Source organism: Glutamicibacter arilaitensis Re117, from assembly GCF_000197735.1.
Lineage (GTDB): Bacteria > Actinomycetota > Actinomycetes > Actinomycetales > Micrococcaceae > Glutamicibacter > Glutamicibacter arilaitensis.
On the sequence record NC_014550.1, the window covers coordinates 2,361,498 to 2,382,965 of the forward strand.

Genomic DNA, 21,468 nt, shown 5'->3' on the forward strand with positions numbered 1-21,468 from the left:
GACGAGCTCACAAAAGAACCTAACTTTCCCTCAGCGTGGTTTTCCAGCAGCGTTAGCCGCCTGTATCTAGCTTAGAAAGAGCTAGCTACTCTGCTGGGGATTTGATGCTTGGTGCGGGGATCGTGCCCCCGTTTAGCTCGGTGTCACTGAACACGGGGCGGCCATCTTCGGCTACTTCGCGTTCGGCTTTCTTGGCCTCGACCTCAGGTTCCTTGGAACCTTCAGTTTCCGCGGATTTCTTCTGTGAATCTGCTGGGGCTTTGCCTACAGTAGTCTTCGGCGTGTTTGATTCTTTGGCCTTAGCTTCGCTCTTGCCCTCGCGGATGCTTTCACCAGGCAGCGGAATCGTTCCGTATTCTTGCTTGCTGTTCTTGGCCTTAACGGCCTTCTTAGCTTCCTGGGCGATCTCGCCATCGGACAGGCTAATCAATCCGGGGGCGCCTGGTGAGACGAGCCCGAGGTCCTTTGCCTTGGAAGCCAAGGCCTGTGGTGCAGCCAGTGACTGGGCTTCCTTGAGCAGTGCTTGGTTCTCCTGGGAGAGCGCGCGTTCTTGCGAACGCAGGTTCACAATGTCGTACTGGCGCTGGGCTACCGAGGTGTTGAGCAGTACCAAGGTGACGATGACGCTGAATGCCAATGCAACAAGCACAGCAGACATGGCGAACATGGAGCGCTTGTTGTTCTCGTTCAGCTTAGGAACCAATGAAAGGGTGACTCGCTGGCGCGAGTCTCCTTTGGGGAGGTTGCTAGCGGGGACGGGCTCGGGTCGCGTTGCACGCGCAGTATTACCGTCGACAACCGGCTGGTTGTTCACGGCTGCGGTCTTCTGCACGCGGCGCTGGGCTCGTTGGCTCATGCTAGCTCCTCTTCAACACTCGTTCCACAGCTCGCAGGCGGGCTGAGGCTGCACGTGAATTTTCGGCTATTTCGTGTTCGCTTGGCTTTTCGGTGCCCTTGGTGAGCACCTTGTATTCGGCCTTGTGTTCTTCCAGCTCCACCGGGAATCCGGGAGGAGCCGAGGACGTCGATCCTTGAACGAAGTGTCGTTTGGTGATCTTGTCTTCCAACGAGTGGTAACTCATCACGACAACTCGCCCACCGATATTTAGCGCACCCATTGCTGCCGGGATAGCACGCTCAAGAACGTCGAGTTCCTCATTCACTGCGATACGCAATGCTTGAAAGGTTCGCTTTGCTGGGTGGCCGTGGTTACGGGCCGCAGCCGCTGGAACGACACTGCGGATGACCTCGACCAGCTCAGCGGTGGTGCTGATCCGGCTCTTCGCGCGGGCCTCGACGATAGCCGTGGAGATGCGTCCGGCGAATTTTTCTTCGCCCCACTGCCGGATGATTCGAAGCAGTTCGTCGCGGTCCAGGTCATTGACCAAGTCCTCGGCAGTTGGGCCAACGGAGGTATCCATGCGCATATCCAGCGGAGCATCGTAGGAATATGCGAAGCCGCGTTCGCGTTCATCGAGTTGTAGCGAAGAAACACCGAGATCGAAGAGCACGCCGTCAATGCCTGGGAATCCCAGGTCTTCCACGACGTCTGCAATCTCGTCGTACACAGCGTGCACAAGATCGATGCGATCCTGGAACGGCGCCAAACGAGCGCCGGCAAGTTCATGGGCCTGCTCATCGCGGTCCAGACCGATCAAGTGCAGGTTCTCGAAGCGCTGGAGGATGGCTTCGGAATGCCCGCCCATTCCTAGGGTGCAGTCCACCACAATCGCCCGACGGCCTTCCGCATTTGCTCGCTCAATACCTGGAGCTAGCAAGTTAACGCATCGGTCCAGAAGTACTGGAACGTGGCGTTCGGATGCTGGTCGCTGGGAATCCTGATTTGGCACTGCGCCCCCTTTCGCTTTCAATCTGTTGTTGAGATCAGATCCCCCTCCAACCAAGCAGCAATCCAACCTTCTGGCTCCGGGGAAGTGAAGCCAGACGATTTTCTACCCCGTGGTGGCTGGAGATCTCATCCCAACAAATGTGGTGTTTTGTCGATCTAGTCCCCGAGGGTCCTAGTCTTCGTCAGTATCGGAGAACACTTCTTCTTGTTCGTCCAAGTACTGCTGCCATGCGGTTGTATCCCAAATTTCGATGCGGTTGCCTGCACCAATCACTGTGACTTCCCGGTCAAGGCCTCCGTAAGTGCGTAGCACCTGCGGAATCGTGACGCGTCCCTGCTTATCTGGAACTTCATCCGAGGCCCCTGAGAGGAACACTCGCGCATAGTCGCGTGCTCGTCGAGAGGTCAAAGACGCCTGTGCCAATTGCTCGTGCTGCTTCTCAAATTCCCGCTGGCTAAAAACGTAAATGCAACGCTCTTGCCCACGCGTAAGAACCAGCCCATATGACAGCTCGTCACGATATTTAGCTGGAAGAATCAACCGACCTTTTTCATCAAGACGCGGTGTGTAAGTTCCTAAGAACATGCACACCACCTTTCCCGTGAAGTGGCCAGAAGCCCCATTCTTCTCTACTTGCCTCCACTTTACTCCACAACCCTCCACTGTCAATGCAATTTCACTGGTTTCGCGAGGGTCTGGACTTAAAAAATGCCGAAATCTAGGGGATTCTCAGCCTATGTTCAGGTGGAGGGGTGTGGATCTCCCAAGAGCGTGATCACGTATTTTTCAGAGATTTTGCATGCAAAATCCCCGGAATGTAGCTACTTTTGGGCGCAGTGGTAGGAAGTGGAGGACCTTGGGGAGGAAAGTGGAGGTGTTCTCGTGCACCTCCCATAGGGCGAACCTTGGAATCTGCAGAGAATTAAAGATCACCCTGAAAGTGCGTAATCCGACATAGCCCAGATCGCTTCTGCCACCCCTGACTTCAGGACCATCGCGCACCAGGCTCGTCGGTTCCCTGGCTCGCGACACCAAGCAGTTACTTGGGGTTAAACGAAAAAGAGGTGCAACCCAACGGGTTACACCTCGATATCAATGCCGATCAGTTATCAGACTGATCACGCTTTCGCTGGTTCCATTTTTCTTCCAGACCGGAAAGGAACTGCGAATTATTCTTGGCTGCGGGCTTTGGTCCAGCAGCATTGGACGGGCCAATTTTCCCTGTAGCTGATTTAGTCAGGGCGAGCAGTACGCCACCGAACATCACCGCAAAGCCGATAACACCGACAATGATGATGTGTTGCGAGATTCCGAAAATGAGCCCAGCAAGGCCGACGATGACCAACAAGATACCCAACGCGATATTGCGCGTCGACAGGCGCCCCGTGCTCGCTGGGCCTTTCATGCTGGAAGCGAAGCGACGGTCTTCATGCAGCTGCTTTTCCAACTGCTCCAACAAACGCTGCTCGTGTTCCGATAGCGGCATCGTCTTCTCCTTCCAAAGGCAATCTCAACGGTCGTCCACCGTCATTAAGTTCAACGTTGCACCTGTGGAATTAGTTCCCACAATTCTGATGAACTTACTTCAAGGATAGACTCTTTTGCACCCGCCCTGCTAGTTGATCTTCACCACTGTCCAGATATCCATATGTTCTACACAGATTGCGTTTATTCCTTGGGCCGCAGAAAACGCGCTGGGGTCACGATGGACTGCGGGAACTTCTGTCCTATCTGGTCAGCAATGCGTTCTGCCTCTCGGGCTTTTTCTTCTCGTGGGTCCAAGCTAAATTGCAGACCCAACTCGAAATCCTGCAACCTCTCAGCTTTCACGCCGATTAGCCGAACCGGTTGGGCCAGCGGGGTCAACTTGCGTAGCAGTGCCAGCACAGACTCACTGATTTTCGTTGATGAATCAGTTGCCGCGGCCAGGGCCTTGGAGCGCGTAATTCCTGAGAAGTCTTTGTACTTGATCTTCAATCCGACGCCATTAGCTGATTTGCCGTGTCGACGTAGCCTCTGCCCGACCTTGTGGCTCAGCCGTAGAAGTTCACCTTCAAGCACCTGCAGGTCGGTGATGTCCGCAGCGAACGTATGCTCAGAAGAAATACTCTTCTCGTCCCGGGTAATTTCCACCGCACGGTTATCGATGCCTCGCGAAAGCAGATGCAATGAACGACCATGCTCCCCCAGCCGGCTAATCAGCCTTTCTTCATTCTGCATGGCAAGCTGCCCCACGGTCTCAATTCCCAAAGCCTGCAGCTGGGCAGCGGTCCGCTTACCCACGCCCCACATTTTCGACACCGGCAGATCATGAAGGAACTCTTCGGTTCTTTCCGGGGCAACCACAGCCATCCCGTCAGGCTTGGCATGGGTCGAAGCTAACTTTGCAATGAATTTATTCTTGGCAATGCCAACGCTGGCCGGTAGTCCCATCTCTTGGCGGATATGAGCTCGGATTTCCCGTGCAATCTGCACCGGTCCACCGAGTAGGCGCATGCTTCCGGTAACGTCCAGGAATGCTTCGTCGATACTAACCTGCTCCACTAGTGGCGTCAGGGTGTGGAAGTACTCCATGATTTGAGCTGAGGCCAACGAATATTTGTGGTGGCTCGGTTCGATCACAGTTGCTTCTGGCATCAATGGGATCGCTTGGCTCATCGGCATTGCCGAATGGATTCCACGTGCTCGGCAGTCATAAGAGGCCGACAGCACGACGCTTCGCCCGCCAGGAAAACCGACAATCACCGGCTTGCCAACTAGTTCAGGACGGGCGCGCAGTTCCACCGAAACAAAAAAGGCGTCCATGTCGACGTGCAAGATGGCACGCTCTGTCATTTCAACTCACCTTCTTCCAGTCTTACTACTAACCACCTTACTCGAATATATGTTCGGATTGCGTGTAGCTCCCAGATACGGCCGACACTTAATTCCCCTGGCGCAAAACACCGGTAGAGTTGATGCTAACCACCATCAGTTCACCCGTAGAAATGATTTTGCATGTCGCTGCCTCATTCCGTGCCGGCCCTCAACACTAAACCCCAGAGCTTGAGCCGAACTTTTACTGCTGACGTTGCGCAGTTGTTAGAGGAATTTCTGGCCGCGAAAAGTATTGAGGTTGGACAGATCACCACTAGTGCTGTCGAAATCGTCAATGCAATCACTTCCCTGACTCGTGGTGGCAAGCGACTGCGCCCGCTCTTCGCCTTTTGGGGTTACCTTGGAGCTGGCGGCCAGGCCGAAGATCGCGACATCGTTCGCCTCGGTGTGGCTTTGGAACTGTTCCAAGCCGCTGCATTGATCCACGATGACATCATCGATAATTCAGATACCCGTCGTGGCCAGCCAAGTGTCCACAAGCGCTTCGAAGCCCAGCATCAGGAACTGGAACTTGCAGGAAGCGCGCGGAACTACGGCATGGCCAGCGCGATCCTTACCGGCGACTTATGCCTCTCACTGAGCGAGGAAGTATTCTCTGAGATTTCCTCTCTCACTGCTCAGGCCCGGACGATCTTTAACCAAATGCGTACGCAGGTGATGGCCGGACAGTACCTCGACGTTCTAGAAGAGTCTGCTGGCCCTGCCTACGATCCGAAGGAAGCGGTTAAACGAGCGCGCACCATTGTGCGTTTCAAGTCCGCGAAGTACTCCACCGAGAATCCATTCTTACTCGGTGGTGCTCTTGCCGGGGCAAGCGAATCACTCATGGAGCATTACTCAGCCTTTGCGCTTCCATTGGGTGAGGCGTTCCAATTGCGCGATGACGTTCTGGGCGTTTTTGGGGATCCAGAAATCACTGGTAAGCCAACCGGTGGAGATCTTCTGGAAGGCAAGCGCACCGAATTGATAGCTCACGCGCTCTTGCTCTCAAGCCCCGAGGAACAGGACTTTATTCAAACACGCCTCGGCGCTGTGGACCTTGGCAAGGAAGAAGTGCTGCGGCTAAGCAGCATTCTGCGCGAAAGCGGCGCGTTGGCTGCAACCGAGCAGAGCATCAGTGATTTGACCGCACAGTCAGATCTGGCGCTCAGTACGCTGCAAGTCACTCCGTTGGCTCATGCCGGACTGCAGCAACTGAGCAACGCCGTGACCAAGAGAAGCAAATAACGCATCTTCCCTTAAAAGTAACAAAAGGTCTCAACCTGCCACGTGATGTGGATTACGGTTGAGACCTTTTGGTTATAAAGAGATTAACTTCTCAGGACGTCTACCAGCCCAGGGCCTGCGCCCGGCGACGAATTTCAGTTTTACGTCCAGTGCGCAAGGCATTCATTGGGGTGCCCGGGAGCGATTCATCGTCTGTGAACAGCCAAACGATCGATTCTTCGTCAGAATATCCCGAGTCCAAAAGGACCGACAGGGTACCCTTCAGGCTTTCCACTACAACTCCGTCTTGGAGAAAATCTGCCGGAATGGAACGCACATTGCGAGGTCCGATTCTCAACGACACGATGGCTCGTTCGTCCAGCAGTCGGTGCACGCGGCGGATATCTACATCTAATTCTTCGGCCACATCGGGCAGGGTCAGCCATTGGCCAACGAGTTCTACGGTTTCCTTCACCCCTCAAGGTTCCCACAAATTCCCGGTCTGCGCAGAAAATTGAGGAAAACGCACCTCATTAGTTCCCACGAGTCACAGGAGTAGTGTAAATTTTCTTGTATCACTTTGATAACAATTGCATCACAGACAACAGTGAGGAACCTTCCTACTTTGTTACCTGCGAAGCAGAGCCCGTTATTTTCACCGTATAAATGAGGATTGACTCCATGCCCCACGAATCCAAACATGCTTCCAAGCATGCGTTAGGCGTTGTAGCAGGCGCGGCCATTCCCGCAGCGGTCATTGGTAGCCTCGCGCTGGCCCCGGCCGCGCAGGCAGCTCCTACGACTGTTCCTAACACCTCGGGCAGCTTTGCCAAGGCGGTAACTCCAGAGACCATCAAGGTTGCTGAGGACCAGATCAAAGCCCACCTGATTGCTTCGCGTGTATCGACTCTTGGTTTGCCCGCTAAGCGAGACGTCACGGAAATCAAGATCCCTGCAGGCGCATCCCTATGGAGCATTGCACAGGAGTACGACACCACTGCGTCTGCTCTGAAGAAGCTCAATAATCTTAAGAGCGATTCAATCATTGCCGGCAAGACCCTCAAGGTCTCCGGAAAAGCCTCGAAGAGCACGACCAAGTCCAGCTCTTCAACCTCCGCTACTTACACCGTCAAGAATGGTGATACTCTCGGCGGCATTGCCAACAAGCACGACATGAGCTTGTCGGAACTGCTGAGCAAGAATGACATCTCCGCCAGCAAGGTGATTTTCCCGGGCAATAAGCTCAAGGTCAAGGGTTCAGCATCGAGCTCCAGCAATTCCGCGAAGTCGCAGAAGACTTCCTCCTCTTCGGGCTCCTCCAGCTACACCGTGAAGAACGGTGACACGCTTGGAAGCATCGCGATCAAGCACAACATGAGCCTGTCTTCGCTGCTGAGCAAGAACGATATCTCGGCCAGCAAGGTGATCTTCCCTGGAGAGAAGATCAAGGTCAGCGGTTCTTCGTCTTCGAGCTCTTCGTCAAAGTCCTCGCAGAAGAAGTCTTCATCTTCGGCTTCTTCCAGCTACACGGTGAAGTCCGGCGATACGCTCAGCGGCATTGCTTCCAAGCACGGTATGAGCCTGTCTGAGTTGCTGAAGGCCAACGATATCTCGGCAAGCAAGCCGATCTTCCCAGGCAGCAAGATCAAGGTTTCAGGCGGATCATCGTCATCGAGCTCTTCCTCGAAGAGCACGGCGAAGCCCAAGGCCAAGACTTCGACCTACACTGTCAAGTCAGGCGATACCCTCAGTGGCATCGCTACCAGCCACGATATGAAGTTGGCTTCGTTGCTGAATCTGAACCCGGACTACAGCGCAAGCTCGCCGCTGAAGATCGGGGCAAAGCTGAAGGTCTCCGGATCTTCCGTGGCACCGTCGGGCCAGGTCAAGAAGCAGAAGATTGGCAACACCTTTGCCGGTCGCACCTACGCTGATCATGTAGTGAAGGACGCGAATTCGAACAAGGATTACCTTGACTCGACCAGCGTTCCTAGCCGCGGCGAGATGCAGGCTCTGATCCGTTCGACCGCTAAGAGCATGGGCGTCGACCCAGCTTTGGCTTTGGCTCATGCGTATCAGGAATCCAGTTTCAACATGCGTGCGGTCTCCCCTGCTAACGCTGTTGGCGCCATGCAGGTACTGCCAAGCACCGGTGATTGGATTGCATCGGTTATCGGCCAGGACCTGAACGTGCTGAACCCACGCGATAACGTTGTCGCTGGTGTCGCAGTTATTGCCTACAACTTGGATAACACCGACAACCTGGATGATGCCATTGCATCGTACTACCAGGGTCTGGCCGGAGTCCGAAACAACGGCATGTACGAGGACACCAAGCACTATGTGGCCAGCATCAAGGCTCACATGAAGAACTACCGCTAAATAACGCAAAGACAGACCCGCCCAACACAGTGTCTTGGGCGGGTCTGTCTTTTGTTTTATCTAAGGCCAGTGCGCTTACGAGCCACGGCGGTCTAAGTCCAAAGGCATATCGATAACAACCTTTGTCCCGCCCTTCTCCCCCTGCAGCCAACGGATCTCACCCGAGAGCTCGCTGGTAACCAAGGTGCGCACAATCTGCAGCCCGAGTCCCTCGCGGCGTGGCTCTTCCGGCAGCCCGTGGCCATCGTCCTCGATGACAACGCGTAGCCAATCCATGCTGTCTGCGCCCTTGTATCGTTCGGCAACCAGGGCAACTTCACCATCGCGCTGCGCCAATCCGTGTTCTACGGCGTTGGTCACCAATTCGTTGATGACCAGTGAGAGTGGAGTAGCCAAATCCGCGTCGAGCATTCCGAATTCGCCTTCACGACGAGTCGAGACACGTTGTTCAGGAGAAGCAATTTCCACGATCAAGCGGAACTGGCGATCCATCAGGTCATCGAATTTCACGGTCTCGTTCAGTCCCTTGGACAAGAAGTCGTGAACCGAGGCGATGGTCGACACGCGCCGCATGGCCTGTTCCAGGCCCTGTTTGCCATCTGCTGAGCTCATCCGACGTGACTGCATGCGCAGGAGCGCAGCGACGGTCTGCAGGTTGTTCTTGACCCGGTGATGGATTTCCCTGATCGTCGCGTCCTTGGTGACCAGTTCTTTTTCCCGGCGGCGAAGCTCAGTCACATCTCGGCACAACACCAGTGCGCCCCAGCGTTTTGATTCGTTGCGCAATGGTATTGCACGCAGAGACAACGTGACCCCGCGGTGCTCTACTTCAGTGCGCCATGGCATCTTGCCTTGGAGCACCAGGGGAAGGGTTTCATCCACGACACGACGATCACTGACCAGAGCCATCGTCAGATCAGCCAGCGGCTGGCCTTGGAGGACATCGGCGGCACCGAGCCGGCGGAACGCGGAGACCGCATTGGGGCTGGCAAATTCAACGGCGCCATCAATGCTGAGGCGGATGAATCCATCGCCTACGCGTGGTGCACCACGACGAGAGCCGGTAGGACTGGCGAAGTCTGGCCAGAGTCCTTGGGTGCCCATCTGCAAAAGGTCATCGGCGCTTTGGCGGTAGACCAATTCAAGATTGGAAGGAGTACGGGATTGATTTGGGTCAAAGTGGGAAGTAATGACCGCGACGGGTACGTTCTGGCGCACCAATGGAATCGCCTGCACCGTGGTCAGTCCCATGATGATATCTTTGCCGGCTTGTTCAGCCGAGCGTTGCACTTGTTTAGTTTCCCACGCACGGTCCACCATGATGCGCAGATCCTTGCGGATCCGTTCTCCCACGAAGTCGCTGTGGAATGCAGTATGCGAGGTGGAAGGGCGCACGTGGGCCAACGCGGTATAGGAACCGTCCCCGGTGGGGAACCAGAGCACCAGGTCTGCGAATGCTAAATCCGAGACTAGTTGCCAGTCCCCCACCAGGAGGTGGAGCCAATCCTCATCACCGGGCGCTAGTGCAGCACGTTGACGTAGTTCTTCAGTGATGAGGGCCATTGGCGGTGTTTACCTTCGAACGATGGAACGCAAGAGGCGAAGTGCCACGGAAAGGGACGCCATGTCATCTCGTTCCAGGCTGTTCACTTCCGCAAACATAGTCTTCGCACGATCAAGGTTAGCCGCGTTTGCTTCCTCCCACGCAGCAACACGCTCTGCAGGATCCGCAATATCGCCGTGTGCATCCAAGATGTTACCGGTCAGGTCAATGATCGTGGTGTACAGATCATCGCGCATCGCGGCACGGGCCAAGGCCTGCCAGCGATCCGAACGCGGCAGGTGCGTGATGCGGTTCAGCAGGCTGTCCACGCCGAACTGGTCGTAGAGCACGTAGTAGGTTTCTGCGACCTTGACCGGTGCGGTCTCGGTGCGGTGCACATAGTCTGCCACGTCCAACAGCGCATAGGACTCGAACTGAGTGGCCCACATGCTGGCACGACGCTCCGGAATGCCCTGGCTCATGGCCTCTTCACGCCACTGCTCGAAACGCTCCAGGTCGGTACCGCGAACCAGGGTCGGCAGTGCCTCGCGCAGTTCGGTTACCGTGGATTCGTAGCGCTTGACCGCTTCGGTCACCAGCAGGTCCTGGTCAACCCGGTTGATGAACCAGCGGGTAGCGCGATCCAGCAGACGACGCATGTCGTGGTGCTGGCGTCCCCAGTGCTCCAGGTCGGTTCCCGCAGGCTGCGCGTTGATTGCATCGAATTGGCGTTCGAAACCATAGATCTCACGCAGTGCGCAGAATACCTTGGCGATCTGGACTTCGCTGGCACTGGTTTCTTCCATGGCACGGAAGACGTAGGTAATGCCACCAATGTTCACGATGTCGTTGGCGATGACGGTTGAAATGATTTCACGGCGCAGCGGATGGGATTCGAGTTGATCCCCGAAACGCTCCACCAGCTTGGCCGGGAAGTATCGCTTCAGCGTCTGGGCGAAGTATGGATCATCAGCCAGATCAGATTCGCTCAGCGCATTGGCCAGCTGGATCTTCGCATAGGCTGCCAGCACCGCAAGTTCCGGCGTGGTCATCGCTTCGCCTGCAGCCCGGCGTGCTTCGAGCTGTTCCGCACTTGGCAAGAATTCAAGGCCGCGGTTCAGATCTGCATGCTTCTCAAGCCACTGCATCAAACGCTCGTAAGCCGGCGTCCAGGTCAGCGCCGCGTGCTTTTCGTTCAGCAGCAACACGTTCTGCTCGAAGTTGGTCTTCAACACCAGATCACCGATGTTATCGGTCATCGAGAGCAGGAACTCAGTGCGTTCAGCCTCGGTGAGGTTGCCCGCCTTGATCTGGCGGTCCACGAAGATCTTGATATTTACTTCGCGGTCCGAGGTGTCCACGCCAGCAGAGTTGTCGATGGCGTCGGTGTTCAGCAGGACGCCATTGCGTGCCGCCCCGATACGGCCAAGCTGGGTCATGCCCAAGTTTCCGCCTTCGCCTACAACCTTAACCCGCAGATCAGCACCGTCAACGCGGATGGCGTCGTTGGCACGGTCACCGACCTGGCCGTGAGTTTCGGCCGCTGACTTCACGTAGGTACCAATGCCGCCGTTGTAGAGCAGATCAACTGGTGCGCTCAGGATGGCCTTGAGCAGTTCGTTAGGGCTCATTTTGGTGGTGCCGGCATCCAGTCCCAGAACCTCGCGGACCTCGGGGCTGATCGGTACGGACTTCAGGCTGCGCGAGTACACGCCACCGCCAGCCGAGAGCAGTTCCTTGTTGTAGTCTGCCCAGCTGGAGCGCGGCAGATCATACAAGCGCTGGCGCTCATCGAAGGCCACCTGGGCGTTCGGGTTTGGATCAAGGAAGATATCGCGGTGGTCAAAGGCTGCCACCAGCTTTACCGTCGGGGTACGGCGCAGGCCATTGCCGAATACGTCACCGGACATGTCGCCCACGCCAACGGCGGTGAACTCGTCCTTCTGGGTGTCGACGCCCAGTTCGAAGAAGTGGCGCTTGACCGACTCCCAGGCACCGCGTGCGGTGATGCCCATGCCCTTGTGGTCGTAGCCCACCGAGCCGCCCGATGCGAATGCATCGCCCAGCCAGTGGCCCTTGTCAGCCGAGATCGAGTTTGCGATATCGGAGAAGCTTGCGGTTCCCTTATCGGCAGCAACAACGAGGTAGGAGTCATCGCCATCGCGACGCACTACGTTGGCTGGGGCTTCGATGTGTTCGCCGTTTTCGTCGGTGACCATGTTGTCGGTCAGTTCCAGCAAGGTGCGGATGAAGACCTTGTATGCGCCCTTGCCTTCTTCCATCCATGCACCACGATCATAGGCAGGATTTGGAAGCTGCTTGGCGTAGAAACCACCCTTGGCGCCAGTTGGCACGATCACGGAGTTCTTGACCATCTGGGCCTTGACCAGGCCCAGGACTTCGGTGCGGAAATCTTCTCGGCGATCGGACCAACGCAGGCCACCACGGGCAACTGCGCCGAAGCGGAAGTGGGTACCTTCAACTCGTGGCGAGTAGACCCACAGCTCGTGCTTCGGACGTGGGAACGGCGCAAAGTCGATTTCTTCAGGAGCCAGCTTGAAGGCCAGCGCCTGATGGGTGGTGAAGTAATTAGTGCGCTTGGTCGCTTCGATGACCTTCACGATGCGGCGCAGCAAGGTGTCAGCATCCAAGGTTGGCACCGATTCGAGCGCTTCAGTGATCTCGGCGTGAGCCTTTTCGCGTGATGCCTGCGACGCTTCGGTGCTCAGCTGCGGATCGAAGGTCGCCTTGAAAAGCTCCACAATGGCGTGGGTGACCGCGGGGTTGCCCACCAAGGTGTTGGCGATGAAGTCGGTGGAATTAGGAACACCGAGTTGCAACAGGTAGTGAGCGTAGGCGCGAAGCATCGAGACTTCTTCCCACGAAAGTCCCTCGTGCAGGACCAGCGCGTTCAGGCTGTCGGACTCAGCTTCATTGCGCACCACTGCGCAGTAAGCGTCAGCGAGCTTGCTTTCCACGGACTTGAAATCGATCTCTTCATCGATCTTCAGACCCATGTCGTAGATGTAGCGTTCGCCGATCCCTTCTGGATTCAACTCATATGGGCGCTCGTCAACGACTTCAAGTCCCAGGTGCTGCAGAACTGGCAAGATGCGCGAGAGCAGCAGCGGCTTGGTGACATAGATCTTCATGCGCTTGGAAACAGGAGAATCTTCGTCCTGCTTCTCGTCGTCGTAGAAGGAGACTACCGGGCCATCGACTTCTGGCTCGTTCAACTCGGTGAGCAGGTCGATGTCCTTCAGCGCATCTTCAATTTCGAATTGCACCTTGTAGGAAGCCGGGAAAGCTTCGGCCCACGCGTTGGACAGCGTGTTCGCGTCGCCAAGTTCCAAGCTCGCGCGTGCGGTGTCGACAATCGCATCGGACCAGGAACGCACTGCCTTGGCAATGCGATCTTCCAGACCCTTGGGATCAACTACCGGAGCCAGGCCATGACGCTGCAGACGCAGGCGGTAGAACAGTCGAACCAGTGCACCGGCACCCAGCTGCGCTTCGTATTCAACGGATTCAGCGTTGAAGCTGCGCTGCAGTTCCTGTTCGATGCGCAGGCGGACTGCGGTGGAGAAGCGGTCGCGTGGCAGGAATACCATGGCGGTGACGAAACGGCCGTAGTCGTCCTTGCGCAAGAAGACCGAGGTACGGCGGCGTTCCTGCAGGCGCAAGATGCCCAGGGCGATCTTGGTCAGCTCGTCGACGGAGATTTGGAACATCTCATCGCGCGGGTAGCTTTCCAGGATGGTGGTGATGTCCTTGCCCGAGTGGGAGTCAGGCGCGAAACCGGTGTGCTTCAGCACGGCTTCAACCTTTTCTCGGACCAGCGGAACGGTCTTCACGCTGGAGGTGTAAACGCTTGAGGAGAACAAGCCGATGAAGCGGCGTTCGCCGTTGACGTCACCATTGGCGTCGAAGCTCTTGACCCCAACGTAGTCCAGGTACACGCCACGGTGCACGGTGGAACGGGCGTTGGCCTTGGTAATGATCAGCGCACGCTTGTCACGGGCGGTGATGCGACCACGGCGGGTCAGGTGCTGTGGACCCTGGTCCGCCAGATCACGCATCAGGCCCAGGCCACTGCCGGGGCGAGCAACTAGGACATCTTCGCCATTGATGGTGTCCAGTGAGTAGTCGCGGTAACCCAGAAAGGTGAACTTGCCGTCAGTCAACCAGTCCAGCAGTTCTGATGCCTGCTGTAGTTCTGCGATTTCTTCAGCCTTTGGCGTGTGCGGAAGGCTCTGGGCGATGTCTTTGGCGCGATCGAGCATTGCTGGCCAGTCTTTGACAGCTACGCGTACATCGGTCAGAACGCTGTACAGGCGTTCGACGAATTCCTTGGCCTGCTCATCGCTGAGTTCGCGAGCAAGCTCAACAGAAATCCATGATTCGATGCGGGTTTCGGCACCGGCGGAAATCAGCGAGCTCAGATCGGATAGGGCGGCGGTGTCGCCGCTGGCCACGTGCTGCAGACCAGCGTGGCTGATCTTGGTAATTTCTCCGGTTTCGATTTTGCGCGAGACGACGAAGGTTGGATGCACCACGAGCTGAATCGGTGAGTTCAATTGCACCAATGCGGCCGTGACGGAGTCAACAAGAAATGGCATGTCATCGGTAACGATGTGCACCACTGAAATTCCGTTGTTGCGGGTAATGGCGACATTGGCGGTGTCCGCGTCGCGCTGATACCCAATTTCCAGATGTGCTGCCACGCGAGCTTCGAGTTCGTCGGGCCGATAGGCCGCCACGTCTTCGGTCGCAATTTGGCCATAGTACTCGCTCACCAATTTCGAGGTGAGTGTCGCATCCATGAATGATTCTGACATGCTGGATTCCGACGAGTTCAAATGAACGCCTCCAAGAACAAAGTTCGACGAATCCGCGCCTTTGCGGATCTCTAGTTTAATCCACATTACCCGGTTTTCATCGCTAGGGTTCAAGCTTTGGCGCGAAATCGACGACTAGTCTGATTCTTGGGTGAATCCGTGGATTTTATGCCTGCCAAGGACCGTATTTCGGTACGCAATGAACACCGAGGGGCGATTTCGAGTAAAGGACTTCCACCGAGCACCGACGCGTTGCATGATGCGCTGTCATCGGGCAAATATCCAGCGATTTCTCGCGTCGGGCCAAAACGGTCCCACGCCTCAATCAATCGGCGTTTCGGACTGCGACCGGTGCTGCCGGTGCCCACCCGATTGAAAACAATTTTTGACTTCAGTCCGGGTAATGCTTCTTCAAGTTCATCTATGGCTCTCAAGGCTCGCGGAATTCCCACGCTGTCGGCCCGCACGATCATGAACAGCTCGTCGGAACATTGCAGCATCTCCACGGTGACAGCGTTTCGTTGCGGCGCTTGGGTATCGAAGCTGAGTTGTTCATCGAGTTCAATGTATGGGGCCAAATCCAACACCACGATGTCATGGTGTTCTCTGAGCAGCATTGACGCGCGGCGCAGTGCTGAGGCTCGAACTTCTGGCCAGCGACTGGCACGCGGGATTCCGGTCGCAACCCGCATGTTCGCCTCCCCGACCTGGACCATGGAGCATGCGGCGTTGAGCCGGGCTACATCCACCGAGCCGGAATCGATCACCCGGCAAAGCTGCGCGATGGATGCCGATTCTTCCATCAGGCCAAGCTGGATCGCGATGCTGGCCGCATAGGTATCAGCATCCAGCAGCACCACATCCAGGCCTGCTTGCGCGGCTTCCACCGCGTAATTCAATGCCACAGTACTGCGTCCCGGAGATCCCGGGGCACTCCAGAAGCTGACGATCTTGCCATTGCACCCCGTTGATACATCGTCTAGTTCGAGCTTCTCGCCGGTTGCGCCAGCGGCGGGACGAGTCAGCGATTGCACAGTTGATGAGATGCGTTCTTCCAGCTCGACCATGGCGACGGTTGCAGGCAAATGCAGAACGTCGGGTAGGGGCTGCCAATTTTCTGGGCGTTCGAAGAACAAGACCACTGCTGTTTGGTGCATCAGCAATTCATCGATCTGTTCCATCGGCGGTACCAGTTGCGCATCAGAAACCAGCAATACGTCAGCCATGCCGGTATTGCAGGCAGCGATTGCTTCTGCAATATCAGAGCAGACGCGTGTGACCATCATTTCCCCGCGGTAGCTTTCGATTTGCCGGACGATTTTCTCTTGGTCCCCGAGTACTACTACCGAGATGCTCATTGTTCTGTGCCTGCGGGGTTGAAGACGACGATGATTCGAGATTCATTGGCTAATGCTTGGAGCAATGGTTCGAGCTGGTTCGGTTCGACCAGCAGTTCCAAGTTTGTGCCGTGGGTGCCAACCAGTCCCCCTCCGCTTTCAACGCGGGCCGCGACTTCGACCATGGAAGAGAGCTTTTCTGGCACCTCATAGGTGTTTCCGCTGGATTCGCGCTTCGCGATCCATACGTCGACAAAACTTCCCGGAGTGATCGATGAGGAAAGATCTGCAGGAAGCTCAACGTTGATCGGCCTGCGCGAGCCAAGTGCACTGTTGGTAATAGAGGTGACCGGGATCAGTTCGCCGGCACTAATGAAGGTATTTGCCCTGGCTTCTTGGCCTACCGGCATGTCCACATGCAGATAGTTTTCCAGAGTATCCCCCAGCTGGACTTCTTGGGTTTTCATATTCTCAGCCGTCAGTTGTTCCCCGAGGGTGATATTGCTGCTTGCCACGTACACCGTTGAGGTCTGGTGCAATTCACCGACCAAATAAACGGTGCCGGCAACAGAGGCAATGACCAGCACGGCACCGAGTGCAAGGCGCGGATCTTTCCAGCTAGGCCGACGCACGCGTGAGGCAGATGGGGTTCGCGTTTCCTGTGGGCTCTGTTCTGTCATCAAGGCTTCGACCTTCCGCCAGCATAGGTGCTTATGGTTGGTGAGCCTACGACAACTTAGTCCAGCTGAAAAGACTTGTTCTAGATTTGTGGATCATGAAAGGTGCTTCGCTTCGACCCATCCAATGGCTTCGAGCGGAATCAGGAGTTGTGTTGAAACTTGTTGGGATCTGGCATATTCGTCGCGCGGGTGCACCAAAATCATCAAGAAATCTTTGGCTACCTGAGCCAAGGTGCCCTCTGCCAGGCTTATTCCGTCACGGCTGAAGATTTGGCATCGGGCGCGATCTCGAAGCAATCCGCGCAGCACGCTCGAGAATTTCACCGAACGGCCCGCACCGTGCTGATCGGCAATTGGCACCTTGCCTGGCGGAAGGGCCAGTGTTTGGATCGCGCTGCACCGGATCACCCATTGGGAATGCTCCGTTTCGAGACAGATGTAGTCGGCGGCGCAAGGACCGAGCTTGGCGCGCAGTTCTGTTCCGCCAGATACCCGCAGTGCTATTTCATGTCCTGAAAAGCGCACCAACGTCGGGAGCAATTCGGCGGTGGCCCGTTCAATCCTGATGTTTTCCGCGATTTCTTCACGCAACTGCGCTTGGCTTTGCTCATTTAGCTGAGCTTCCAGGTCGTCGAAAAGCGAATCCCACCGCATGCGCCCACTGTACGAGACTAAACATTTTTACGTAACCCTATTCACAAAACGCGCTTTAAGTGCCACTATAAACATCAAACAGCATCAAATGACATCAAAACATACCTAAGGAAGTGGATCGGATGTCTCGCCAACAACGAATACTCATCTTCGCGCTCTTCACAGCAGCATCATTGGTCATTAGCTATGTGGGCGTTGCATGGATCGCCGAGTACATCCAGACCGCTGACAACGGCCGGTCCATAACCGATCGCATCAAGCTTCTGCTCAGCGTTTCCTTGCTGTCTCTGCTCATGCTTCATCTGCTGCGTTTGGCCTTAGCCAGGCTGATTCGCTGGGCCTTTACACACAAGAAACGCAAGCTCTCGCGCCTTTTCCAACGGATCGCACCCGGGCTGAGCAAGAAAGTTCTCGGATCATTGCTTGGAACGTCAATCGCGTTGTCCTCGACCACCGGAGCATATGCCATCCAACCGGTATCCATCGACCAGGCCCAGAGACTCGTGGAAAACCACGACCACCAGCTTGCAAATTTCCCCAATGCGCAACAGGCCTCGGTACCCAGCCCGCAATGGTTTCCAGACTCCATGAGCATTCCGATCGACAAGCTGGTCTCGCCCGGTGCCACAAATCCACGCCAACGCGTGCAGCACCGCCCCGAAGTCGTTGTCGCCCCGGGACAGAACCTATGGAGTATCGCCGCGGATCACTTGGGAGTTCAGGCGACAGCGGAAGAGATCTCGGCATATTGGCCCAAGATCTATCAACAAAACAAGAAATCCATTGGTACCAATCCAGACCTCTTGCCCATCGGAACCGTGCTTGAACTGCCACCAGCGCATTAGGCGGGCTTGCACCGCAAAGTAACTACGAAGGAGCCACTCCATCATGAGCACCATCGCCATCAGCCCACGAAACGCCAACACCGAGTACTACCGCCCGGACTTGTACACGACCGATCGCCCCGAGCGTTCCCAAGCCGCCGCTGCCCCAATCGAAACCTGCCCTGCGCCAGCCCACTTGCGCCGAGCCTTGGATCATATCTTCCATCGCTCCGCAGTCCAGCGTGCCGAGCACCGGGCCATCATTGAGATCTCGCATGCCGTTGCCCGCGCAGTGTTTGAAATCCTAGCCGGCTACCGCACAGTAAATCAGCTCGCGTTCGTGATGGAACCAGCATGTATTGCCAAACTGAGGCGCCGGGCCTTATTGGAAACCTGCCAGTACACCGTTGAACCACTGCCAGGCACGGCGCACGGGCAGATCATCTCCTTGCACCTGGACCGGTGCATTTCTGGTTCGTGGGAATGCGCCGTCGTCTTGGGCTTTAAATACCGCGTCCGTGCCGTGGCCCTCAAAATTGAGCCATGGCACGGACGGTGGCAGGTTACTGACGTCGAGCTGATCTAGCCGCGCTTCGCCTTCTTTTTCTTCTTAGCACTTTCGGCCTGGGCCTTCGTGGTGCTGGCCTCGCCATCCTCGTCAGGACCGGTGAACTGCAAGTTCTTAGGCTTTGCTGATTCGTCGATGGCTGGCGCTGCGGCTGCTTCGCTACCCGATGGAATGTCCAAGTTGAACAGGGTGCCGATGCTTTCTTCGCGGATCCCTTCCATCATGGTCTGGAACATGGTGTAGCCCTCACGCTGGTATTCCACCAGTGGATCACGCTGAGCCATGGCACGCAGGCCGATGCCTTCCTTGAGGTAATCCATCTCGTACAGGTGTTCCTGCCACTTGCGTCCAATGGTCGAGAGCACGACCCGGCGCTCCAGATCACGCATGGTGGAAGGACCCACGAGCTTCTCACGCTCCTCGTACTGGTACTGGGCATCCGAAAGGATTTCACGTTCCAGGAACTGCGCCGAGAGATGTCCTACGCCGCCAGCTTCTTCCACGACCTCGTCGAGGGTAATGCCGATTGGGTAGAGCTGCTTGAGGTTGGTCCACAACGACTTCAGCTCCCACTCACCGGGGTCGCCGACCTGAGTTGCTTCCAGCACCATGGCCTTGACCACGTCTTCCAAGAAATGACCGACCTTTTCTTCAAGGTCATCGCCTTCCAAGATGGAGCGGCGGTCAGCGTAGATCGCTTCACGCTGGCGGTTCATCACGTCATCGTACTTCAGCACGTTCTTACGCTGTTCAGCGTTAACGCCTTCCACCTGAGCCTGGGCAGATTCAATAGCGCGGGAAACCATCTTGGATTCCAAAGCCACATCTTCTGGCATCGATGGGTTATTCATGATGCGTTCAGCCATGCCGGAGTTGAAGCGGCGCATCAGATCATCGGTCATCGACAGGTAGAAACGCGATTCACCCGGGTCACCCTGACGGCCAGCACGGCCACGCAGCTGGTTATCGATACGGCGGGATTCGTGGCGTTCGGTGCCCAGCACGTACAGGCCACCAAGCTCGGCAACTTCCTTCGACTCAGCAGCAACGGTCTGCTTGGCCTTGGCAAAGACCTCGTCCCAGACGGTGTTGTACTCTTCTGGGTTCTGTTCCGCGTCCAAGCCACGGCGTTCCATCTCGGCCACGGCCAGGAATTCTGCGTTGCCGCCGAGCATGATATCGGTACCGCGACCGGCCATGTTGGTGGAAACAGTGACAGCGTTCTTGCGTCCGGCCATAGCCACCACGGCGGCTTCGCGAGCGTGCTGCTTGGCGTTGAGCACTTCGTGGCGGATGCCCTTCTTGGACAGCAGCCGGGAGAGGTATTCGCTCTTCTCCACGCTGGTGGTACCCACCAGGATTGGCTGGCCAGTTGCGTGGCGCTGGGCAATATCCTCTACCACTGCGTTGAACTTGGCGACTTCATTCTTGTAGATGTAATCCGACTGGTCCATGCGGATCGCTGGCTTATTGGTCGGAATCTCCACCACGCCGAGCTTGTAAGTGCCCATGAATTCGGCAGCTTCAGTCTGCGCAGTACCGGTCATGCCAGAAATCTTTGAATACATGCGGAAGTAGTTCTGCAAGGTAACGGTAGCCAGGGTCTGGTTCTCCGCCTTGATCTCAACACTTTCCTTGGCTTCGATAGCCTGGTGCATGCCCTCGGAGTAGCGTCGACCAGCCAGCGCACGGCCGGTGTGCTCGTCAACGATCATGACTTCGCCGTTGACGACGACGTAGTCCTTGTCCTTCTTGAACAGTTCCTTGGCCTTGATGGCATTGTTCAGGAAACCGATCAGCGGGGTGTTGTTTGCTTCGTAGAGGTTATCGATGCCCAGGTAGTCCTCGACCTTTTCGATGCCCGACTCCAGCACGCCAATGGTGCGCTTCTTCTCGTCGACCTCGTAGTCGTCTTCACGCTTCAGGCGCGAGACGATCTTGGAAAATTCGGTGTACCAGCGGTTCACGTCCCCTGAAGCCTGCCCGGAAATAATCAACGGGGTACGGGCTTCATCAATCAGGATGGAGTCAACTTCATCGACGATCACGAAGTTGTGGCCGCGTTGGACCAGCTCATCCTTGCTCCACGCCATGTTGTCGCGCAGGTAATCGAAGCCGAATTCGTTGTTCGTGCCGTAGGTGATGTCAGCCTCATACTGCTTGCGACGCTCATTAGGCTTCTGGCTGGAAAGGATGCAACCGCAGGACAGCCCGAGGAAGCGGAAAACGCGTCCCATCAGGTCCGACTGGTACTGTGCCAGGAAGTCGTTGGTGGTCACGACATGGACACCTTTGCCGGTCAGCGCATTCAGGTACGCCGGTGCGGTCGCGACCAAGGTCTTACCTTCACCGGTACGCATTTCAGCGATGTTGCCCATATGCAGGGCCGCACCACCCATCAGCTGAACGTCGAAGTGGCGCATGCCAAGCACGCGGTCCGAGGCTTCGCGAACGACCGCGAAGGCCTCCGGGAGCAGGTCATCCAACGTCTCGCCGTTAGCCAAACGTTCGCGGAACTTGTCGGTTTCACCCTTGAGCTCTTCGTCCGAAAGTTCGCGAATTTCGACTTCCAACGTATTGATCGTGTCGGCGTACTTACGAAGAGTCTTCAGAATCTTCTTGTCGCCGGTACGCAAAATACGTTCTAGCAATGATGCCACGTGGTAGCTCCCAATATCTCAAGCACAGTAATTTCTGGCGTCTTTAGTC

Annotated in this window: 16 protein-coding genes; 4 read left to right on the plus strand and 12 right to left on the minus strand. The window is 56.3% G+C overall.

The window, feature by feature from the left end:
* Nucleotides 1-85: 85 nt before the first annotated feature.
* The 5 genes from AARI_RS18665 to dinB all read right to left on the minus strand — a co-directional run bounded on the left by AARI_RS18665 (nucleotide 86) and on the right by dinB (nucleotide 4,685).
* The gene (locus AARI_RS18665) at nucleotides 86-856 is read right to left on the minus strand and encodes a hypothetical protein (protein WP_013349424.1); all 771 of its coding nucleotides are present in this window, start codon (nucleotides 854-856) and stop codon (nucleotides 86-88) included.
* A 1-nt stretch (nucleotide 857) separates the two neighbouring features.
* Nucleotides 858-1,850: a 16S rRNA (cytosine(1402)-N(4))-methyltransferase RsmH gene (rsmH, locus tag AARI_RS11310; protein WP_013349425.1), complete on the minus strand. Its 993-nt coding sequence runs from the start codon at nucleotides 1,848-1,850 to the stop codon at nucleotides 858-860.
* Between the two features lie 171 nt (nucleotides 1,851-2,021).
* Entirely contained in the window at nucleotides 2,022-2,435 is a 414-nt protein-coding gene (gene mraZ / locus AARI_RS11315; RefSeq protein ID WP_013349426.1) for a division/cell wall cluster transcriptional repressor MraZ, read from the minus strand.
* 517 nt (nucleotides 2,436-2,952) lie between these two features.
* Nucleotides 2,953-3,336, minus strand: a complete 384-nt coding sequence (locus tag AARI_RS11320; RefSeq protein ID WP_013349427.1) for a DUF3040 domain-containing protein — start codon at nucleotides 3,334-3,336, stop codon at nucleotides 2,953-2,955.
* Between the two features lie 182 nt (nucleotides 3,337-3,518).
* Nucleotides 3,519-4,685, minus strand: a complete 1,167-nt coding sequence (dinB, locus tag AARI_RS11325) for a DNA polymerase IV (protein ID WP_013349428.1) — start codon at nucleotides 4,683-4,685, stop codon at nucleotides 3,519-3,521.
* 162 nt (nucleotides 4,686-4,847) lie between these two features.
* Between dinB and AARI_RS11330 the strand changes: the two genes are divergently transcribed.
* Nucleotides 4,848-5,954: a polyprenyl synthetase family protein gene (locus AARI_RS11330; RefSeq protein ID WP_013349429.1), complete on the plus strand. Its 1,107-nt coding sequence runs from the start codon at nucleotides 4,848-4,850 to the stop codon at nucleotides 5,952-5,954.
* Nucleotides 5,955-6,054: 100 nt separating this feature from the next.
* On the opposite strand, the gene AARI_RS11335 is transcribed toward AARI_RS11330, so the two are convergent.
* A complete protein-coding gene (locus tag AARI_RS11335; RefSeq protein WP_013349430.1) occupies nucleotides 6,055-6,408 on the minus strand; it encodes an Rv2175c family DNA-binding protein in 354 nt (117 codons plus the stop codon).
* 206 nt (nucleotides 6,409-6,614) lie between these two features.
* On the opposite strand from AARI_RS11335, the gene AARI_RS11340 reads away from it, so the two are divergent.
* Complete coding sequence (locus AARI_RS11340) at nucleotides 6,615-8,315, plus strand: lytic transglycosylase domain-containing protein (RefSeq protein ID WP_013349431.1); 1,701 nt, start codon at nucleotides 6,615-6,617, stop codon at nucleotides 8,313-8,315.
* A gap of 75 nt (nucleotides 8,316-8,390) precedes the next feature.
* Here the strand turns inward: AARI_RS11340 and AARI_RS11345 are convergent, their stop codons facing one another.
* The 5 genes from AARI_RS11345 to AARI_RS11365 all read right to left on the minus strand — a co-directional run bounded on the left by AARI_RS11345 (nucleotide 8,391) and on the right by AARI_RS11365 (nucleotide 17,304).
* Nucleotides 8,391-9,878: a sensor histidine kinase gene (locus tag AARI_RS11345; RefSeq protein WP_013349432.1), complete on the minus strand. Its 1,488-nt coding sequence runs from the start codon at nucleotides 9,876-9,878 to the stop codon at nucleotides 8,391-8,393.
* A 9-nt stretch (nucleotides 9,879-9,887) separates the two neighbouring features.
* Complete coding sequence (locus tag AARI_RS11350; RefSeq protein WP_049862734.1) at nucleotides 9,888-14,696, minus strand: NAD-glutamate dehydrogenase; 4,809 nt, start codon at nucleotides 14,694-14,696, stop codon at nucleotides 9,888-9,890.
* Between the two features lie 110 nt (nucleotides 14,697-14,806).
* Nucleotides 14,807-16,054 (minus strand): P-loop NTPase family protein, encoded by a 1,248-nt coding sequence (locus AARI_RS11355; protein WP_013349434.1) that lies wholly within the window; start codon nucleotides 16,052-16,054, stop codon nucleotides 14,807-14,809.
* Entirely contained in the window at nucleotides 16,051-16,713 is a 663-nt protein-coding gene (locus tag AARI_RS11360) for a hypothetical protein (RefSeq protein ID WP_134779868.1), read from the minus strand. Before AARI_RS11360 ends, AARI_RS11355 begins: the two co-directional genes overlap by 4 nt.
* A 93-nt stretch (nucleotides 16,714-16,806) precedes the next feature.
* Nucleotides 16,807-17,304 carry a hypothetical protein gene (locus AARI_RS11365; RefSeq protein WP_157867138.1) on the minus strand — a complete coding sequence of 166 codons (498 nt, stop codon included), beginning with the start codon at nucleotides 17,302-17,304 and terminating at the stop codon, nucleotides 16,807-16,809.
* A gap of 185 nt (nucleotides 17,305-17,489) precedes the next feature.
* Here AARI_RS11365 and AARI_RS11370 point away from each other — a divergent pair, with 185 nt between their 5' ends.
* Nucleotides 17,490-18,212 carry a LysM peptidoglycan-binding domain-containing protein gene (locus AARI_RS11370; RefSeq protein WP_013349437.1) on the plus strand — a complete coding sequence of 241 codons (723 nt, stop codon included), beginning with the start codon at nucleotides 17,490-17,492 and terminating at the stop codon, nucleotides 18,210-18,212.
* 43 nt (nucleotides 18,213-18,255) lie between these two features.
* The gene (locus AARI_RS11375; protein WP_013349438.1) at nucleotides 18,256-18,777 is read left to right on the plus strand and encodes an Rv3235 family protein; all 522 of its coding nucleotides are present in this window, start codon (nucleotides 18,256-18,258) and stop codon (nucleotides 18,775-18,777) included.
* On the opposite strand, the gene secA is transcribed toward AARI_RS11375, so the two are convergent.
* Nucleotides 18,774-21,419: a preprotein translocase subunit SecA gene (secA, locus tag AARI_RS11380; RefSeq protein ID WP_013349439.1), complete on the minus strand. Its 2,646-nt coding sequence runs from the start codon at nucleotides 21,417-21,419 to the stop codon at nucleotides 18,774-18,776. The genes AARI_RS11375 and secA overlap by 4 nt on opposite strands.
* Between the last annotated feature and the right edge of the window lie 49 nt (nucleotides 21,420-21,468).